Consider the following 18,657-nt stretch of genomic DNA (forward strand, 5'->3'; position numbering starts at 1 on the left):
GTAGTGCAGCCAAAAAAATCACTATGGATATTGAAGAAGTCGCAAATGGCGCAGAGAGTCAAATGCAAGCAATGGAACAAACTGCGGGTGCGATGGAAGAGTTGACACAAGGAATGCAGAGTATAGTCAATACATCATCCTCTGTAAATGAATTATCTGCTCAATCAGCATTAGATGCAGAGAGTGGTAACAAATTAATGAAACAAATGATTCAACAGATGGATACAATCCAAAATTCGGTACATAGCGGTGTGAAACAAGTAGAGACTATGAAAGAACAATCAGAAGAAATTGTTAAAATCATTGATGTAATGCAAGGTATTACCTCCCAGATTAACTTATTAGCATTAAACGCCGCAATTGAGGCTGCACGTGCTGGTGAAAGTGGTAGAGGATTTGCAATTGTGGCAGATGAAGTGCGGAAATTAGCAGAACAATCTAGTGATTCTGCAAAACAAATTGAGAATCTTATTACTCAAGTTATGGGAACAACGAACCATACAGTACATATGATGGGGAAAGTAGATAATGAGGTACAGGCAGGTACACAAGTAGTAATGCATACAGAAAAAGTATTTGGAACAATTACAGAAAAAGTACAGCAAGTATCTGAGCAAATTCAAACGGTATCTATGTCTACAGATGAAATTGCAGCGAGTAGTGAGGAAATCTCGGCTTCTGCAGAAGACATGGCTCAAATTTCCCAAAGATCATCTGACCGAACTGATAGGGTAAAAGAGTCTATTCAACAGCAAGAAAAATCTGTTCAAGAGATTTCGGTTTCAATTGAACATATGCATGACGCAGCAGGAAAACTAAAACAAATAGTTGCCCAATTTACTCTTCAAAAGTAGTAGCATATTTGAGTGTTAATAAATATAAAAAAATCATCCTCTTTTAAGAAAAAAGGATGATTTTTTTATCCCGCTATTTGCTGGGCAGTAAGACCTCCACCTCAAAATTCAGCGAAAGCGAGTTATCAGTGAAGGGGAATGCTACCTCTGAAATATAAACCATGAATATAGTAGCCTCCACTATGTATCTCCTTTAGGTGCTAATAAAGGGAAGTTATAAAGTGAAAAGGAGTTTATAAAGAGATTGTAGAATGTTTTAGTATATAACACCTTAGATGTGACAACTTCCTTTTTGAAAAAGAAAGAAGGGAGTATAAAGCAGAAAGGTAGTGGAAATATTTCTTCTAGAAGATTTACATTTTATCTTACATTCACCAAAAAATAATACTCCTGAAACAATGAAGTTCATTTTATTTGAATGAAATAGGGAGAGAGGACAATGAAGAAAAAAATATTGGGTGTAATGATGATTGCGACAATGGCAGGAGGTATATTTGCAGGGACGAATGTGACGCCTGTAAAAGCAGAAGAGTATCCACAAATGATTGTGTTTGAAGATGTTCCATACGGATTTTGGGCATATGATGCTATTATGGACTTAGCATATCATAAAATTATATTAGGGTATGGAAACGGGAAGTATGGTGTTGGCGATCTTATAACACGTGAACAAGTAGCTGGGACTATTTACAGAACACTTGAGATAAAAGAAGAAGGGCCAGTAGCGAATCCATATAAAGATGTTTCTGATAGTACAACAACTTTTAAAAAGGAAATTTTGGCGTTAACAAAACGTGGTGTTTTTTCAGGGGATGGCCAAGGGAATTTTAGGCCGAAAGCACCAATCTCTAGAGCGGAAATGGCTGTCATTTTAAAACGAGCATTTCATTTTGAAACGAAACAAAAACATACATTTAAAGATATTCCAAAAGGCCACTGGGCAGAAGATGCAATTAGTGCGTTACAATCTAATAATGTTGTGAGAGGAACTGGGAATGACATGTATGAATTAAATCGCCCTGTACCTAGAGAACAATATGCTCAGTTTATTAATAATGCGATTATTAATTATCATTTGAAAGAGGATTGGAAGTAGAGTGAAATATGAAAGCACAAATAGAAATATTTGTGCTTTTTTGTTTGTTTAAAAAAGAATTATTATTCTCATTTATGTATTTTTATGGTTATACACAAGCTTTATAATCAACCCGATGAAAAAGACATGATGTGTAATATGATTCACAAAACCGTCACGAAATGTGTCGAAAAATATATTGTCACTATACCATTTATTCTGTATATTTTTAAAAAAACATATACATATTGGGGAGATAATTTGATGAGCAAAAAATTATTAAAAACAGCTACAGCATTAACAATTATGGGTGGGGTGTTATTCTCAGCAGAGAGTAACAGTGTAAAAGCGGAAAGTGCACCGTTGCAAAAAACAAATACAATTGTATTTAAAGATGTACCAAAAGGGCATTGGGCATATGAGGCAATTCATGAATTAGCGGAACAAGAAATTATTTTGGGATATGGCGATGGAATATTCGGTTTTGGGGATAATGTAACACGTGAGCAAGTTGCAGCTTTAATTTACCGTGTGTTTGATATGGAAGAACAAGATGAATATGAAAACCCATATGGAGATATTGATGAAAATTCAACAAGCTTTATCGAGGAGATATTGGCTTTAACGGAAATGGGAATTTTCCAGGGAGACGAGAATGGAAACTTTAGACCGAAGGCGACGTTAACGCGTGCGGAAATGGCACAAGTTCTTACGAATGCTTTTGACTTACAGGCAAAGGGATCTCATAACTTTAATGATGTTTCAGCAAATTCATGGGCAACGAATGCAATTAGTGCAGTACAAACAAATGGTATTACAATGGGAATCGGAGAAGGTAAATTCGGTCCGTCTATGAAGGTAACGAGAGAACAATACGCACAGTTTTTACATAGAGCAATATTGCATGATATGGAACAAGGGCAGTAATAAAGTTTAACTAGTCAAAGTGAAATTTAAAAATAATACAAAAAGGTCGTTGTTGTATAACAGCGGCCTTTTTTGTATGAAATAAAGCGCGAAAGAATGGCGTTTTGAAAAAAAATGAAATGAATTTTCAAAAAAAACTTCCTTTTCTGAAGATTTGTTATATAATATAAAACATGAAATCAAATCTGTTATAAAACAGTTTAAGAAGGGGATGCTAATATGTCGACGCAAACTTCACGGGTTACATTGCCCGGAGAAATGTTACCAGCGTACAACGAAATATTGACACCTGAGGTGCTTAGTTTTTTGAAGGAACTACATGAGAATTTTAATGAGCGCCGCATAGAACTTTTACAAAAACGTGTAGAAAAACAAAAGAGAATTAATGCAGGGGAGTTTCCGAAGTTTCTAGAAGAAACAAAACACATACGTGAAGCGGATTGGACAATTGCCAAGCTGCCAAAAGACTTAGAGGATCGCCGCGTAGAGATTACTGGACCGGTAGATAGAAAGATGGTCATTAACGCTTTAAATTCAGGAGCGCATCTTTTTATGGCGGATTTTGAAGATTCGAATTCACCAACTTGGGAAAACGCAGTTGAAGGGCAAATCAATTTACGAGATGCAGTAAAGGGAACGATTTCACATAAAAATGATAAAGGGAAAGAATATAGATTAAATGAGAAAACAGCTGTACTCATTGTACGTCCAAGAGGATGGCATTTAGAGGAAAAGCATATGCAAGTTGATGGGAAAAATATGTCGGGTAGTTTAGTAGATTTCGGCTTGTATTTTTTCCATAATGCGAAAGCTCTTTTAGCAAAAGGGAGCGGCCCATACTTTTACTTACCGAAAATGGAAAGTTATTTAGAAGCGAGATTATGGAATGATGTATTCGTATTTGCTCAAAAATATATCGGCATTCCAAATGGAACGATTAAAGCAACTGTGTTACTAGAAACGATTCACGCTTCGTTTGAAATGGATGAAATTTTATATGAGCTAAAAGATCATTCTGCTGGCTTAAATTGCGGAAGATGGGATTATATTTTTAGCTTTTTAAAGAGTTTCCGTAATCATAATAAATTCTTACTACCAGATAGAGCACAAGTCACGATGACGGCGCCATTTATGCGTTCGTATTCTTTGAAAGTAATTCAAACATGTCACCGCCGTAATGCACCAGCAATTGGAGGAATGGCGGCACAAATTCCGATTAAAAATAATCCAGAAGCAAATGAAGCAGCTTTTGAAAAAGTGCGTGCTGATAAGGAACGCGAAGCTTTAGACGGTCATGACGGGACTTGGGTCGCCCACCCTGGACTTGTACCGGTTGCAATGGAAGTGTTTAATCACATTATGAAAACACCAAATCAAATTTTTAGAAAACGTGAAGAAATATGTGTAACAGAAAACGATTTACTAGAGGTACCGGTGGGAACGATTACAGAAGAGGGCCTTCGCATGAATATTAGCGTAGGTATTCAATATATTGCATCTTGGTTAAGCGGACGGGGAGCAGCACCCATTTATAACTTAATGGAAGATGCGGCAACAGCTGAAATTTCAAGAGCACAAGTATGGCAATGGATTCGTCATGAAGGTGGAAAACTAAATGATGGTCGTAATATTACGCTTGAATTAATGGAAGAGCTAAAAGAAGAAGAATTAGCAAAAATAGAAAGAGAGATTGGTAAGGAAGCCTTTAAGAAAGGGAGATTCCAAGAGGCGACAACGTTGTTTACAGATCTCGTTCGAAATGATGAATTCGTACCATTTTTAACATTACCGGGTTATGAAATTTTATAAAAAATGAAAAGGGGATGGAACAAATGAAAAACGAAAGAATCGAGAAGTTACAAGAAAGCTGGGAATTAGATGAGCGTTGGAAAGGGATCACACGTCCATATTCGGCAGAAGATGTAATTCGCCTGCGCGGGTCAATTGATATTGAACATACGTTAGCGCGTCGCGGTGCTGAGAAGCTTTGGACATCGCTTCATACAGAAGACTATATTAACGCACTTGGCGCATTAACAGGAAACCAAGCGATGCAACAAGTAAAAGCTGGGTTAAAAGCGATTTACTTAAGTGGTTGGCAAGTAGCAGCTGATGCAAACCTTTCTGGACATATGTATCCAGACCAAAGTTTATATCCAGCGAACAGCGTACCTGCTGTAGTAAAACGAATTAATCAAACGCTTCAACGTGCGGATCAAATTCAGCATATGGAAGGAAGCGATGATACAGACTATTTCGTACCGATTGTAGCAGATGCAGAAGCTGGATTTGGTGGGCAATTAAATGTATTCGAACTGATGAAAGGTATGATTGAAGCAGGTGCATCAGGTGTGCATTTTGAAGATCAATTATCTTCAGAGAAAAAATGTGGCCATTTAGGTGGAAAAGTACTACTACCAACGCAAACAGCAGTACGCAATTTAATTTCTGCACGCCTTGCAGCAGATGTAATGGGAGTGCCGACAATTATCGTTGCAAGAACAGATGCGGATGCAGCTGATTTAATTACGAGCGATATCGATCCTGTTGATAAAGCATTTATTACAGGAGAAAGAACACCAGAAGGGTTTTACCGTACGAATGCAGGTCTTGATCAAGCAATTGCGCGCGGTTTAGCGTATGCACCGTACGCAGACCTCGTTTGGTGTGAAACGTCAGAACCAAATTTAGAAGATGCAAAACGATTTGCGGACGCAATTCATAAGGAGCATCCAGGGAAGCTACTTGCATATAACTGCTCACCTTCATTCAACTGGAAACAAAAACTAGATGAAAAAGCAATTGCAAGCTTCCAAAAGGAAATCGCATCTTACGGTTACAAGTTCCAATTCGTAACACTTGCTGGATTCCATTCATTAAATTACGGTATGTTTGAACTAGCACGTGGCTATAAAGAGCGCGGCATGGCAGCATACTCTGAACTACAACAAGCAGAATTCGCAGCTGAAAAACATGGCTACTCTGCAACACGTCATCAACGCGAAGTAGGAACAGGTTACTTTGATGAAGTTGCACAAGTGATTACGGGCGGAACTTCATCAACGACAGCGTTAAAAGGATCTACGGAAGAAGCACAGTTTACGAAATAAAAGGAAGGGGCACCTTTTTGAAGGGTGCCCCTTGTTATTTTCTAAACGATTCGAAAAGAGAGAGGGAGTTGTCGGCAAAAAACGATACTTCCTTTTCTTTATTACTAAATCAACTCCACTCAGCCCTATGATCACGAATAAACTTTATATCTTTCTCATAATGCTCTAGATGTCCTTCATCAATCATTCTTTGGAAATTCAAGTCGCCTTCTTGCGCTTTTCGTTTCATATATGTACATAATCCTTCTAATCGAAGCAACACCATTCCTAAGTAATCTTCATCCATATTTTTACCATAGGACTGAACGAACAATTTGACTCTCTCTTTAATACGATCTGCATGTTGCGGTGAATCATAATGAACGGCTTCACCGGATTCTGTATAATACACTCTACTTAAAGGCACACAAGTATAAAGTGTATAAGCGATATCCCATAGTCTTGGACCAGGAGCAGCAACATCAAAATCAATAATCCCTACTGGCTTCTCATTATTAAAAATAATGTTATATATGGCAAAATCATTGTGACATAAAACCTCAATGTTATTTGGCGTGTGATCCATCGGTTTCCAATCATTTAATAACGGAAAATCACTTACAGCATCATGGTAAAGGCGGAGCATCTTTGCTATTTCTTTTAATACATCATTAGATCGCATATATTCTTTTAAAGGATAATTGCCAGCTTCTCCTTCAATAAAGGATAAAATCTCTCTATCCTTTTCATCTACACCTAAAAACTTTGGAGCATAATGAAATCCTTTGTTTTCTAAATGTTGCAATAGCTTATGGATCTTTGCACTATCTGGCTTTAACTCTCGACGAACAGTATTTTTAGAACGATATACGTTCGAAACGTTTCCACCTGTTAGCTTTTCTTCGTTATCGTAGTTTGACATGTGAAAATTCCCCCTATAATTAAAAAATCCAATTCCAAATAGTGAATAGACCAACAATGGCAGAAAAGAGAAGGGAAGCAAGCAATGCTAGACAGCCAAAAGGGACTAGCTTATCTTGCCATGTTTCTTTATACTCATAAATTAACTCTTCTGCACTGAAGATAAAGGTTGCTCTTTATACAAACTTTTTATATGGTTAGAATCGCCTTTAAACTTTAAAGCACGTGCAATATGATGAGGACTATTTCCCATTGATTTTTCAAATAATAAACATGATTCATGCATAATGTCTGTTTTATGCTCCTCTAGATACCAGTAACGTCCAGCCATTTCTGGATATTGTAATTTATAATAAATATCTCCGAGTTGTTTTCGAAGATGTAATTCATTTGGGTATGTAAAGATGAGGCCATGCAATCTATCTCTTGCTTTTCCAAGATTATTATTTTCAATATCCTCTTCAATTCTTTTTAATGTTTTTCTAGAAATTTTATTGGTCATAAACTCCCCCTTATTTAGAATAGAGATAAGTATATTTTATAAGAAATACTAAAAATTAGAAATTCTATTTTCGAAAAAGATTGTACATTTTATTTTAATGTGCTATGATGATGTCAGTTGAATAGTTAAATTAAGCAATCCATATGTTATCAAGTGCTGAAAACGAACGAGAAAAAGTATGTGAGAACTAGTTTATGTTTCGTATTTGATAATGTGTGGATTCTTTTTTTAGACAGGAAGACTAAAAAATTTAAAATTTGTATTTTCTTAGGAGGAAATAATTATGGCAGTAACAGGACAAGTAAAATGGTTTAACAACGAAAAAGGTTTCGGTTTCATCGAAGTTCCAGGCGAAAACGACGTATTCGTACACTTCTCAGCAATCGAAACTGACGGTTTCAAATCTTTAGAAGAAGGTCAAAAAGTTAGCTTCGAAATCGAAGACGGTAACCGTGGACCTCAAGCTAAAAACGTAATCAAACTATAATTTTATAGTTGATGATGGAAAAAAGGATGGCTAATGCCATCCTTTTTTTGTTGTGGGGAAAGTTTTTTCAGAGCCTGTTTTTATATCTAAATCTCTTTTTCTATGTTAAAACTGGTGAAAAATTATCTGGAATGCGTATTAGTTTCTGTAGAAGAATTAGTTCAGCAAGAGCATTTGCTGCGTATGATAGTAAATAACTATAAATTTGTATTCTCTATTGAAATAGGGGAATCTTTTCCAGATAGACCTTGAGTAACATCTTTTTTGTTAGCATTGTTGTTGGAATTTTGTACGTTTTGAGATGATGTTTCTAACAGTTGTTCTTGTTCCTTACTAGGGGTATTCAGAGCATCTGAGGGAATGCTATTAACCTGCTGATTTAATGGATTTTCTTTATCCATAGTATACAACTCCTTTTTAGAATTCGATAAAAAGCAATGTAATTATAAATAGCTACTTATATATATTGTGTTTTTGAATGACATTATATACAAAACTTATATTACAAAGTTAACTAATTAACGAATTGTTAGTGATGGATAAAGATGTACAAATTTGAAGTGTTTAATAAAAATTAAAAGCGGGTAACAAGTAATACTCTTTCTCATGTTTTATATAAGGATCATATTACAAATCAAAAAAGATGTAGAGAACCTTGGAAGAAAATATAGTCGTTTTTTAGGGGGAAGAAGAATAAATAAAATGATACTACGAATGTAAAAAGGCATTCCATAAAGGAAGGCCTTTTATTGTTCTTGTCCTGATTTTTTCTTCTCACGTTTTTTACATTCTGGACATTTTGATTTACGAAACGGTTTGGCAAAGAATAGCAGAATGAAAAATAAACCGAATATAATACTAGCTGAGTTTTCACGATAATGACGCTACTATTTTTCATTTGAATCGATGGTTGGATCTCTTTTTCTTCCATAGTGGCCCTCCATATATTGGATTTACATTTTAATTATAGCAAAGTTAATTGTTTTCATGATGTGAAAATAGGAAGGGATAATAAATATTTATAGGTAGTATAAATGCTGTTTTTATAACTTTAAAATTAAATCATTACTATATCGTGATTTTTTTATTTAACAAATGTTTGATAAATGATAAAAAATTGTAAAAAAGCGGAACTTGTAAGCTATTTCCTTTTCATAGATGCTAAAATTATATATGCAGCTGCTAATATAAATGGAAAAAAGGAGATAATGGAGTATGGAAAGTAAAGTGGAACGCTATGTCGAAAATTATGTTGTAACGAAAAATACGATGGCCTTACTTCCTGTTATTCTAAGTGAAAAGAAAATTGTTACGCGAGTCGTTGAAATGAATGATTCTTTTTTCGTATTTCAAAAACCTCTAGATATTATAGAAAGAAGTTGCCGCAAGCATGGCTCTAGTTTCTTAGGCAGAAAAGAAGGAACGAAAGAGTTAACTCATATTACACATAAAGCACCGATTGCGATTAGTCCAGCAGATCAACTTTATTTTTTCCCTACCTATTCTTACTCTAGAAAAGAGTGCGCTTGGTTGTCTCATTTTTATATTGAAAGTAATAAAGAATTAAAAGATGGAAATCTTATTATTAGATTTATAAATGGCTTTGCTGTGAAATTAGAAATATCAAAAACTAGTTTTGAAAATCAACAAAATCGTACAGCAAAATTACGTACTGAATATGAAGATCGTAGGAAAAAACAAGGGAGTCCTTGTTTTAAAGAGGTTGATAAAAAAGAGGAATCAACATTAAGACCCGCTTATGAGAGTGTGTATTTTGTGAAGGAAGGCGAAGTGTGAAAGGATGGGGGAATCCCCATTCTTTTTTTGTTTATCCTGTTATTTGTGGGCAGTAAGACCCCCGCCTCAAAATTCAGCGAAAGCAAAGAAGTTAAGCGGGGTATCAACAAAATCCCCACTGATTAAAGTTTCACTTTATCAGTCTTTGTAGGTAAGGCGATATATTAGAAAAACCGAGTTGTAATTGTTATATTTAGAAAATCACCATTGTAATTTCATTTACCGAAAAAATCAAAAAAACAATCTAAATAACAAAACGAACGACACGTCCTGTCGAATATTGATAGATTATCATAGCTAAATAATGAAGGAATTCTTATGAAAGATATGGAAACTTTAATAAATACATCTCCATATGTCGTATCTACCATTTCCTCTTTCATATAAGCAATGATACAGTAGGGATAGTATTTAGAGTAAAGGGGTAAAGTGTAGAATGGATTTTCAGACAATCAAAGAGTATTTTTCACCAGAAAATATGGATCATATTGTTGAGAGTTATAAAGCGTTCGGACCACTTCTTGGTATTGGTTTACCGATGATAGAGGCGTTGATTCCAGCATTACCGCTTATCGTATTTGTACTGGCGAATGCTGTTGCATTTGGCTTTTGGCTCGGTTTTCTTTATTCATGGCTTGGATCAGTAATGGGTGCATTACTTGTCTTTTTCATCATCCGCCATTTTGGTCGCAGTCGTTTCTTTTCGTTTGTAAATAAGCATGAGAGAGTACGAAAAGCAATGGGGTGGATTGAAAGGAAAGGATTCGCACCGATTTTTGTTATATTTTGTTTTCCGTTTACACCGTCAGCGCTCATAAATGTTGTCGCTGGTTTATCCCGAATTAGTGTAAAACAGTTTGGTCTAGCGTTAGCATTCGGAAAACTTGTGATGATTTTTATTTTAACGTATATCGGTCATGATTTAATGTCATTTATTCATAATCCGGTGAAATCAGTTATTGTAGCGATTGGTATTTTTATTTTATGGTATGTCGGTAAGAAAATCGAAGTAAAGTTAGAACTACATTAAGAATAGTCTTCTTTGTAAAGGAAAGCTTCAGTATTAAAGGATAAGGGGAGAAGCAGATGAAGAAAACTTTGAAAAAAGAAGGCATGGAGTGGATACGAACAATTTTAATTGGTGTATTATTAGCTGTATTTTTTCGAACGTTTTTCTTTTCAACGTATGTTGTAGAGGGGAAGTCAATGATGCCGACATTGCAAGATGGCAATATGCTAGTTGTAAATAAGGTGAGTTATCAAGTTGGGGACTTGAACAGATTTGACGTTGTGGTATTTCATGCGAATAAAAAAGAGGACTATGTAAAGCGGATTATCGGTTTACCTGGAGATCATATTGAATATAAGCAGGATAAGTTATATATAAACGGTCAATTTATTGATGAGCCGTATTTAGAGAAGTATAAGAAAGAGATAAACGGAAGGCAACTAACAGGCGACTTTACATTAGAAGAGTTAACGAAAGAAAAACTGGTGCCACCTGGGTTTATTTTTGTAGTAGGTGATAACCGGCTCGGGAGCTGGGATAGTAGACACTTTGGCTTTGTAAAAGCTGATACAGTCGTCGGTAAAGTTGATTTGCGATATTGGCCAATTCAAGAGGTGCAAACGAATTTTTCAAAAGGTTGATATAATAGATAGAAGTATAGAAAAAGGCAAACAACTCAGTTTGTCTTTTTTCGTGTCCTATAATACAATTATAGTAGCAAACTAACGTTCGTTATGTAAGTGAAAGGTGGGGTTACATGTCACTTCGATTTGTGATTGGTAGAGCGGGAAGTGGAAAAAGTACACTTTGTTTACGCGAAGTGCAAGAAGAGTTAAAACAACGCCCGAGAGGGAAAACAATATTATATCTTGTGCCAGAACAGATGACATTCCAGACGCAGCAGGCGTTAATTGGAAGTGAGGATGTAAGAGGTTCTATTCGGGCACAAGTTTTTAGTTTTTCACGATTAGCGTGGAAGGTACTGCAAGAAGTTGGCGGAGCGAGTCGTCTTCATATTGATGAAGCTGGTGTACATATGTTACTCCGTAAAATTGTAGAGTCTCGTAAAGATGGATTATCGGTGTTCCAAAAAGCAGCGGAGCAAAACGGTTTCTTTGAACATCTTGGCAGTATGATTGCAGAGTTTAAACGTTACAATGTAACGCCATCTAACGTATATGAAATGTGGCAACAATTAGATGCGCATAGTAGCAGTGCCGAACAAAAGTTACTAGCGAATAAAGTGTATGATTTACAGCTATTATACGATGATTTTGAACGTGCTTTAATTGGAAAATACTTAGATTCAGAAGACTACCTGCAATTGCTAGTGGAAAAGCTTCCGCAGTCTGAATATGTAAATGGTGCGGAAATTTATATAGATGGATTTCATTCATTCTCCCCGCAAGAGTTAGAGATTGTAAGACAGCTTATGATTTGCGGAGCGAGAGTTACGATCACGTTAACGATAGATGAAAAAACGTTAGCGCAGCCAGTAAATGAACTCGATTTATTTTATGAAACGACGTTAACGTATGAAAAAATAAAACAAGTAGCGCGTGAAGAGAAAATAGAAATTGAAAAAACAATTCCACTTATGGAACAGCCGCGTTTTCATTCTCCAGCATTAGCGCATTTAGAAGCGCATTATGAAGCGCGTCCGAATGAAAAATTTAACGGTGAAGCGAGTGTAACGATTAGTACAGCTGCGAATTTACGAGCGGAGGTAGAAGGTGTTGCTCGTGAAATTCGTAAACTTGTTGCGAATGAAAAATATCGTTACCGGGATATTGCAGTGCTTCTTCGTAATGGGGAAAGTTATTACGATGTGATGCGAACGTTATTTACAGATTATAATATCCCGCACTTCATCGATGAAAAGCGCCCGATGTCACACCACCCATTAGTAGAATGTATTCGTTCTGCACTCGAGATTATTAGTGGGAATTGGCGTTATGATGCGGTGTTCCGTTGCGTGAAAACAGAGCTTTTATATCCATTAGACGTAAGAAAAGAAACGATGCGTGAAGAAATGGATGAATTTGAAAATTACTGTTTAGCGTACGGTGTACAAGGAAAGAGATGGACTTCAGAGGATCCATGGATGTATCGCCGTTATCGTTCTCTTGATGATACGAACGGGATGATCACAGACAGTGAACGTGAAATGGAAGAGAAAATAAATAGGTTACGTGACGTTGTAAGAACACCTGTTATTCGCATGCAAAAAAGGTTAAAGCGTGCAGGAACAGTTATGCAAATGTGTGAAGCAGTTTACTTATTTTTAGAAGAACTGGATGTTCCGAAAAAACTAGAAGAATTACGTATACGTGCAGAAGAAAGTGGAGATTTCTTATTTGCGACAGATCATGAACAAGTATGGGAAGAAGTAATGAGCCTTCTTGATACGTTTGTAGAGATGCTTGGTGAAGAGAAAATGTCTCTTTCTATGTTTACGGACGTTATGTCGACTGGTCTTGAGGCGCTTCAATTTGCTAACATTCCGCCGTCATTAGACCAAGTGTTAATTGCTAATATTGATCACTCCAGGTTATCTGACGTGAAAGTAACGTTTATTATAGGTGTAAATGAGGGTGTTATTCCAGCAGCACCTATGGACGAAGGTATGCTTTCTGATGAAGAAAGAGAAGTTCTTGGTGCAGCAGGGATTGAATTAGCGCCAACGACGAGACAAACTTTGTTAGAAGAACAGTTCGTTATGTATCAAATGGTAACGAGAGCATCTGAGAAGCTATACATTTCATGCCCGCTTGCAGATGAAGAAGGAAAGACGTTACTTGCGTCTAGCTTTATTAAGAAAATAAAAAGAATGTTCCCTAATGTGAAAGATTCATTTATTACGAATGACGTAAACGATTTATCACGTTCAGAACAAATTTCATACGTAGCAACGCCAGAAGTAACGTTATCTTACGTTATGCAGCAACTACAAACGTGGAAGCGATACGGATTTGAAGGGAATTTAGACTTTTGGTGGGACGTATATAATTTCTACGTAACTTCAGATGAATGGAAACAAAAAAGCAGCCGCGTCTTATCAAGTTTATTCTATCGAAATCGTGCGAAGAAATTAAGTACAGCAGTAAGTAGAGATTTATACGGAGATATAATTAAAGGAAGCGTCTCTCGTATGGAACTATTTAACCGTTGTGCATACGCTCATTTTGCACAGCACGGTTTATCGCTTAGAGAGCGTGATATTTTCAAGCTTGATGCGCCGGACATCGGCGAATTATTCCATGCGGCATTAAAGAAAATTGCGGACAAGTTATTGCGTGAAAACCGTACTTGGGCGGATTTATCCATAAAAGAGTGTGAGCATCTTTCTGTTTTAGTAATAGAAGAAATCGCACCGTTATTACAACGACAAATTTTATTAAGTTCAAACCGTCATTTCTATTTAAAACAAAAACTACAACAAATCATTTTCCGTACTTCAATCATTCTTCGTGAACATGCGAAGTCAAGCGGATTCGTACCAGTTGATTTAGAAGTGCCGTTCGGTATGGGTGGTACAGGATCACTTCCGCCGATGGAATTCTCATTACCAAATGGTGTGAAGATGGAAGTAGTCGGCCGTATTGACCGTGTTGATAAGGCAGAAGATGAAAACGGGACGTTCTTACGTATTATTGATTATAAATCAAGTTCAAAAGCGTTAGATTTAACGGAAGTGTATTACGGATTAGCACTTCAAATGTTAACGTATTTAGATGTCGTTACTTCGAATGCACAGACGTGGATGAAAAAAGGCCACGCAGCATCACCAGCTGGTGTATTGTATTTCCATATTCATAACCCAATCGTTGAGATGAAAGGTGACGCATCTGAAGCTGAAATTGAAAAAGAAATTTTAAAGAAATTTAAAATGAAAGGACTCGTATTAGGAGATGCTGACGTTGTTCGTTTAATGGATAACAAACTTTCAACAGGGAGCTCAGATATTATTTCTGCTGGCCTGAAAAAAGACGGTAGCTTTAGTGCGCGTTCAAGTATTGCAAGTGAGCAAGAGTTTAACGTACTGCAAAAATATGTACACCATACGTTTGAAAATATCGGAAAAGATATTACAGAAGGTGTTATCGATATTGCTCCTTATAAAATGGGAAATAAAGCAGCATGTACGTTCTGTAACTTCAAGTCTGTTTGTCAATTTGATGAGTCACTTGAAGATAATCAGTTCCGATCGTTAAAAGATATGAAAGATAGCGAAGCGATGGAGAAAATAAGAGAGGAGGTTGGCGGAGAATGATAGAAAATTGGCCTAAAAAACCAGAAGGTAGTCAATGGACAGATGACCAGTGGAAAGCTGTTGTAGCGAACGGGCGTGATATTTTAGTTGCGGCTGCAGCTGGATCAGGTAAAACAGCAGTATTAGTTGAACGTATTATTAAAAAGATTATTAATGAAGAGAATCCAGTCGATGTCGACCGCCTGCTCGTTGTAACATTTACGAATGCAGCAGCGCAAGAGATGAAAAACCGAATCGGGGAAGCGTTAGAAAAGGTATTAATTGATGAACCAGGCTCTCAACACGTAAGAAAGCAGCTGAGCCTATTAAATAAAGCTTCCATTTCAACAATTCACTCATTTTGTTTACAAGTAATTAGAGGATATTACTACATGCTTGATGTTGATCCTCGTTTCCGTATTGCGAATCAAACAGAAAATGAATTGTTAAAAGAAGAAGTGCTAGATGACATATTAGAAGAAGAGTACGGAATCGAAGATAATACAATCTTCTTTGAACTTGTTGATCGTTATACGAGTGACCGTAGTGATGATGACTTGCAACGTATGATTTTAGCGCTTCATACAGAATCAAGGGCGCATCCAAATCCGGAAAAATGGCTTGATAAATTAGTAGAAGCATATGACGTAGAAGGAAAGACAATTGAAGATTTAGTATATGCTTCTTATTTATTAGAAGACGTGAAATTCCAGCTTGAAACAGCGGAACAGCATATTCGTAAGGCAACTGAACTCGCAATGCTTCCTGATGGTCCAGCGCCTCGCATTGAAACCCTGCAAGCAGATGTAGCATTACTTGGAACGCTATCATCAGCTGCTCGTGAATCGTGGACAAGTGTGTATGAAGCGATGCAAAACGTATCGTGGCAAACGTTAAAGCGTATTAAGAAAAGTGATTACAATGAAGATGTTGTAAAACAAGTAGACTCTCTTCGTAATAAAGCGAAAGATGAAGTGAAGAAATTACAAGAAGAGTTATTTAGCCGCAAACCTGAAAGTTTCTTACGAGATTTTCAAGATATGCACCCAGTATTAGAAAAGCTTGTTCAACTTGTAAAAGTATTTACAGAGCGTTTCCAAGCGATGAAGCGAGATAAAGGAATGGTTGATTTCACAGATTTAGAGCATTTCTGTTTACAAATTTTAAGTGAACAAAGTGAAAATGGTGAAATGAATCCGTCAGCAGTGGCGCTCCAATATCGTAATAAATTTGCTGAAGTATTAGTCGATGAATATCAAGATACGAACTTCGTACAAGAATCAATTATTAAATTCGTAACGAAAGATTCTGAGAGTGAAGGAAACTTGTTCATGGTAGGTGACGTGAAGCAGTCGATCTATCGTTTCCGACTAGCAGAACCAGGATTATTCCTAGGAAAGTATAAACGCTTCACACAAGAAGGATTAGGCGGCGGAATGAAGATTGACTTAGCGAAAAACTTCCGTAGTCGTCATGAAGTACTAGCAGGTACGAACTTTATTTTCAAACAAATTATGGGCGAAGAAGTTGGGGAAATTGACTACGATGCTGACGCCGAACTAAAGCTAGGTGCTACCTATCCAGAAGGTGAAGATGTAGCAGCAGAATTATTATGTATTCAGCAAACGGAAGAAGAAGTAATAGACGGTGAAGAAGGTGCAGAAGTCGAAAAAGCACAGCTTGAAGCTCGCCTTATGGCGCAGCGCATTAAAGCGATGGTTGATTCCGGTTATGAAGTGTATGACCGTAAAAATGATAGTATGCGTCCGGTGCAATACCGCGATTTCGTTATTTTACTTCGCTCCATGCCGTGGGCCCCGCAAATTATGGAAGAGTTAAAATTACAAGGAATTCCAGTATACGCTGACCTCGCGACTGGTTATTTTGAAGCGACGGAAGTAAATATTATGATGAACGTATTCCGCGTTATTGATAATCCGATGCAAGATATTCCGCTTGCCGCTGTACTTCGTTCCCCAATCGTTGGATTGAGCGATGAAGAACTTGCAACGCTTCGTGCTCATGGAAAGAAAGGCTCGTTTTATGAAGTAATGAGCTCATTCTTAAAAGGGGCACCGCTTGAAGAGGAGCAAGAACTTCATGATAAATTAGAGTGGTTTTATAACTTACTGCAAGGATGGCGTGAATTTGCACGTCAACAATCACTTTCTGATTTAATTTGGAAAGTGTACGGTGAGACAGGTTATTACGACTTCGTTGGCGGTTTACCAGCTGGAAAGCAAAGGCAGGCAAACTTACGCGTACTATATGACCGCGCAAGACAATATGAAGCAACATCATTTAGAGGATTATTCCGCTTCTTACGTTTTATTGAACGTATTTTAGAACGCGGTGATGATATGGGTACGGCGAGGGCTCTCGGTGAACAAGAAGACGTTGTTCGCATTATGACAATTCATAAAAGTAAAGGGTTAGAGTTCCCAGTTGTATTTGTAGCTGGACTCGGTCGTCGTTTTAATACACAAGACTTAATGAAACGTTTCTTATTGCATAAAGATTTCGGTTTCGGTTCGCAATTTATCGATCCGCGTAAACGAATTAAATATACAACATTATCACAGCTTGCGATTAAGCGTAAAATGAAAATGGAATTAATTGCGGAAGAAATGCGCGTACTATACGTAGCATTGACGCGTGCGAAAGAGAAGTTAATTTTAATCGGCACAGTTAAGGATGCAAATAAGGAAATGGAAAAATGGCTTGATGCGAGGGAACATAGTGAATGGTTATTACCAGATCACATACGTGCCGGAGCGTCTTGTTATTTAGACTGGATTGCACCTTCATTATATAGACACCGTGATAGTGAAATGCTTCTTGAATTAGGACAAGGAAGTATTCCAGATGAAATTTACGGGTATGACACTAGCTGGAAAGTAGAAGTTGTGGACGGTAACACGCTACTTGCACCAGAGCCAGTTCAAGAAGAGAAACAAGAATTGTTAGAAGCGCTTCGTGAGAAAAAGGCTGTTCCCCTGCAAAGTGAACGGAAAGAAGAAGTGTACGACAGATTAATGTGGAAGTACGGATATGAGGATGCGACATCTCATCGTGCGAAGCAATCTGTTACAGAAATAAAGAGAAATTATCAATCTGAAGAAGGTAGCGATAACGCCTTTATTAAAAAACTACGTGCACCAATTAAAACACGCCCGCGATTTATGGAGAAAAAAGGGTTAACGTACGCAGAGCGCGGAACAGCAGTCCATGCCGTTATGCAGCATGTTGATTTGAAGAAGCCGATTACGATTGAGGTTCTTCAAGAGCAAATTGCTGGAATGGTAAATAAGGAATTATTAACATTCGAGCAGGCGGAAGAAATAGCGATTGAAAAAGTAATTTCATTTTTTGACAGTGGCTTAGGTAAAAGGGTATTAGCGGCGAAAAGTGTTGAGCGTGAAGTACCATTTACGATGATGCTTGCAGCAGAAGAAGCATATCAAGATTGGCAAGGGAAGAGTGAAGAAATGATTCTTGTCCAAGGGGTTATCGACTGCATGATTGAAGAGGAAGATGGCATTACGTTAATCGACTTCAAAACAGATACGATTGAAGGGAAATTCCCAGGCGGATTCGAACAAGCGAAACCAATTTTAGAAGATCGATATAAAGTGCAGCTTTCGTTATATGCAAAAGCACTGGAGAAAAGCTTACAACATCCTGTAAAAGAGAAATGTTTATACTTCTTTGATGGGAATCACGTTGTAAATATTGAAGAATAGA

The 18,657-nt window shown here is 37.0% G+C and carries 13 protein-coding genes and 2 pseudogenes; 11 read left to right on the forward strand and 4 right to left on the reverse strand.

Annotated features, from left to right (window positions below):
• Positions 1 to 62 precede the first annotated feature (62 nt).
• From ACTFP3_RS02150 to aceA, 5 genes are all read left to right on the forward strand, one after another.
• A complete protein-coding gene (locus tag ACTFP3_RS02150; protein ID WP_407707466.1) occupies positions 63 to 854 on the forward strand; it encodes a methyl-accepting chemotaxis protein in 792 nt (263 codons plus the stop codon).
• Between the two features lie 439 nt (positions 855 to 1,293).
• Positions 1,294 to 1,950: an S-layer homology domain-containing protein gene (locus tag ACTFP3_RS02155; RefSeq protein ID WP_000727102.1), complete on the forward strand. Its 657-nt coding sequence runs from the start codon at positions 1,294 to 1,296 to the stop codon at positions 1,948 to 1,950.
• Between the two features lie 138 nt (positions 1,951 to 2,088).
• Positions 2,089 to 2,856, forward strand: a complete 768-nt coding sequence (locus tag ACTFP3_RS02160; protein ID WP_113304420.1) for an S-layer homology domain-containing protein — start codon at positions 2,089 to 2,091, stop codon at positions 2,854 to 2,856.
• Between the two features lie 219 nt (positions 2,857 to 3,075).
• On the forward strand, positions 3,076 to 4,665 hold the full coding sequence (aceB, locus tag ACTFP3_RS02165; protein WP_000107315.1) for a malate synthase A: 1,590 nt from the start codon (positions 3,076 to 3,078) through the stop codon (positions 4,663 to 4,665).
• Positions 4,666 to 4,688: 23 nt separating this feature from the next.
• Positions 4,689 to 5,966, forward strand: a complete 1,278-nt coding sequence (gene aceA, locus ACTFP3_RS02170; protein WP_163093144.1) for an isocitrate lyase — start codon at positions 4,689 to 4,691, stop codon at positions 5,964 to 5,966.
• Positions 5,967 to 6,075: 109 nt separating this feature from the next.
• Here aceA and ACTFP3_RS02175 read toward each other — a convergent pair whose 3' ends face one another.
• Complete coding sequence (locus tag ACTFP3_RS02175; protein ID WP_163093145.1) at positions 6,076 to 6,867, reverse strand: phosphotransferase; 792 nt, start codon at positions 6,865 to 6,867, stop codon at positions 6,076 to 6,078.
• Positions 6,868 to 6,886: 19 nt separating this feature from the next.
• Positions 6,887 to 7,368, reverse strand: a pseudogene (locus ACTFP3_RS02180) (DUF6584 family protein).
• Between the two features lie 283 nt (positions 7,369 to 7,651).
• On the opposite strand from ACTFP3_RS02180, the gene cspA reads away from it, so the two are divergent.
• A complete protein-coding gene (cspA, locus tag ACTFP3_RS02185; RefSeq protein WP_000301518.1) occupies positions 7,652 to 7,855 on the forward strand; it encodes an RNA chaperone/antiterminator CspA in 204 nt (67 codons plus the stop codon).
• Positions 7,856 to 8,052: 197 nt separating this feature from the next.
• Here the strand turns inward: cspA and ACTFP3_RS02190 are convergent, their stop codons facing one another.
• Complete coding sequence (locus ACTFP3_RS02190) at positions 8,053 to 8,256, reverse strand: hypothetical protein (RefSeq protein ID WP_000356924.1); 204 nt, start codon at positions 8,254 to 8,256, stop codon at positions 8,053 to 8,055.
• A gap of 345 nt (positions 8,257 to 8,601) precedes the next feature.
• Positions 8,602 to 8,786: pseudogene (locus ACTFP3_RS02195) on the reverse strand (hypothetical protein).
• 284 nt (positions 8,787 to 9,070) lie between these two features.
• Between ACTFP3_RS02195 and ACTFP3_RS02200 the strand changes: the two are divergent.
• The 5 genes from ACTFP3_RS02200 to addA all read left to right on the forward strand — a co-directional run bounded on the left by ACTFP3_RS02200 (position 9,071) and on the right by addA (position 18,656).
• Complete coding sequence (locus tag ACTFP3_RS02200) at positions 9,071 to 9,652, forward strand: competence protein ComK (RefSeq protein WP_000444444.1); 582 nt, start codon at positions 9,071 to 9,073, stop codon at positions 9,650 to 9,652.
• Positions 9,653 to 10,088: 436 nt separating this feature from the next.
• Positions 10,089 to 10,682 (forward strand): TVP38/TMEM64 family protein, encoded by a 594-nt coding sequence (locus ACTFP3_RS02205; RefSeq protein WP_000347517.1) that lies wholly within the window; start codon positions 10,089 to 10,091, stop codon positions 10,680 to 10,682.
• 56 nt (positions 10,683 to 10,738) lie between these two features.
• Complete coding sequence (gene lepB, locus ACTFP3_RS02210; RefSeq protein ID WP_000751919.1) at positions 10,739 to 11,302, forward strand: signal peptidase I; 564 nt, start codon at positions 10,739 to 10,741, stop codon at positions 11,300 to 11,302.
• Positions 11,303 to 11,418: 116 nt separating this feature from the next.
• Positions 11,419 to 14,934, forward strand: a complete 3,516-nt coding sequence (gene addB, locus ACTFP3_RS02215) for a helicase-exonuclease AddAB subunit AddB (protein ID WP_368936427.1) — start codon at positions 11,419 to 11,421, stop codon at positions 14,932 to 14,934.
• Positions 14,931 to 18,656: a helicase-exonuclease AddAB subunit AddA gene (gene addA / locus ACTFP3_RS02220; protein WP_440009214.1), complete on the forward strand. Its 3,726-nt coding sequence runs from the start codon at positions 14,931 to 14,933 to the stop codon at positions 18,654 to 18,656. The genes addB and addA overlap by 4 nt, the downstream gene beginning before the upstream one ends.
• Position 18,657 lies beyond the last annotated feature (1 nt).

The organism is Bacillus cereus group sp. MYBK5-2 (assembly GCF_051915685.1).
In the GTDB taxonomy this organism is placed as follows: Bacteria; Bacillota; Bacilli; order Bacillales; family Bacillaceae_G; genus Bacillus_A; species Bacillus_A cereus.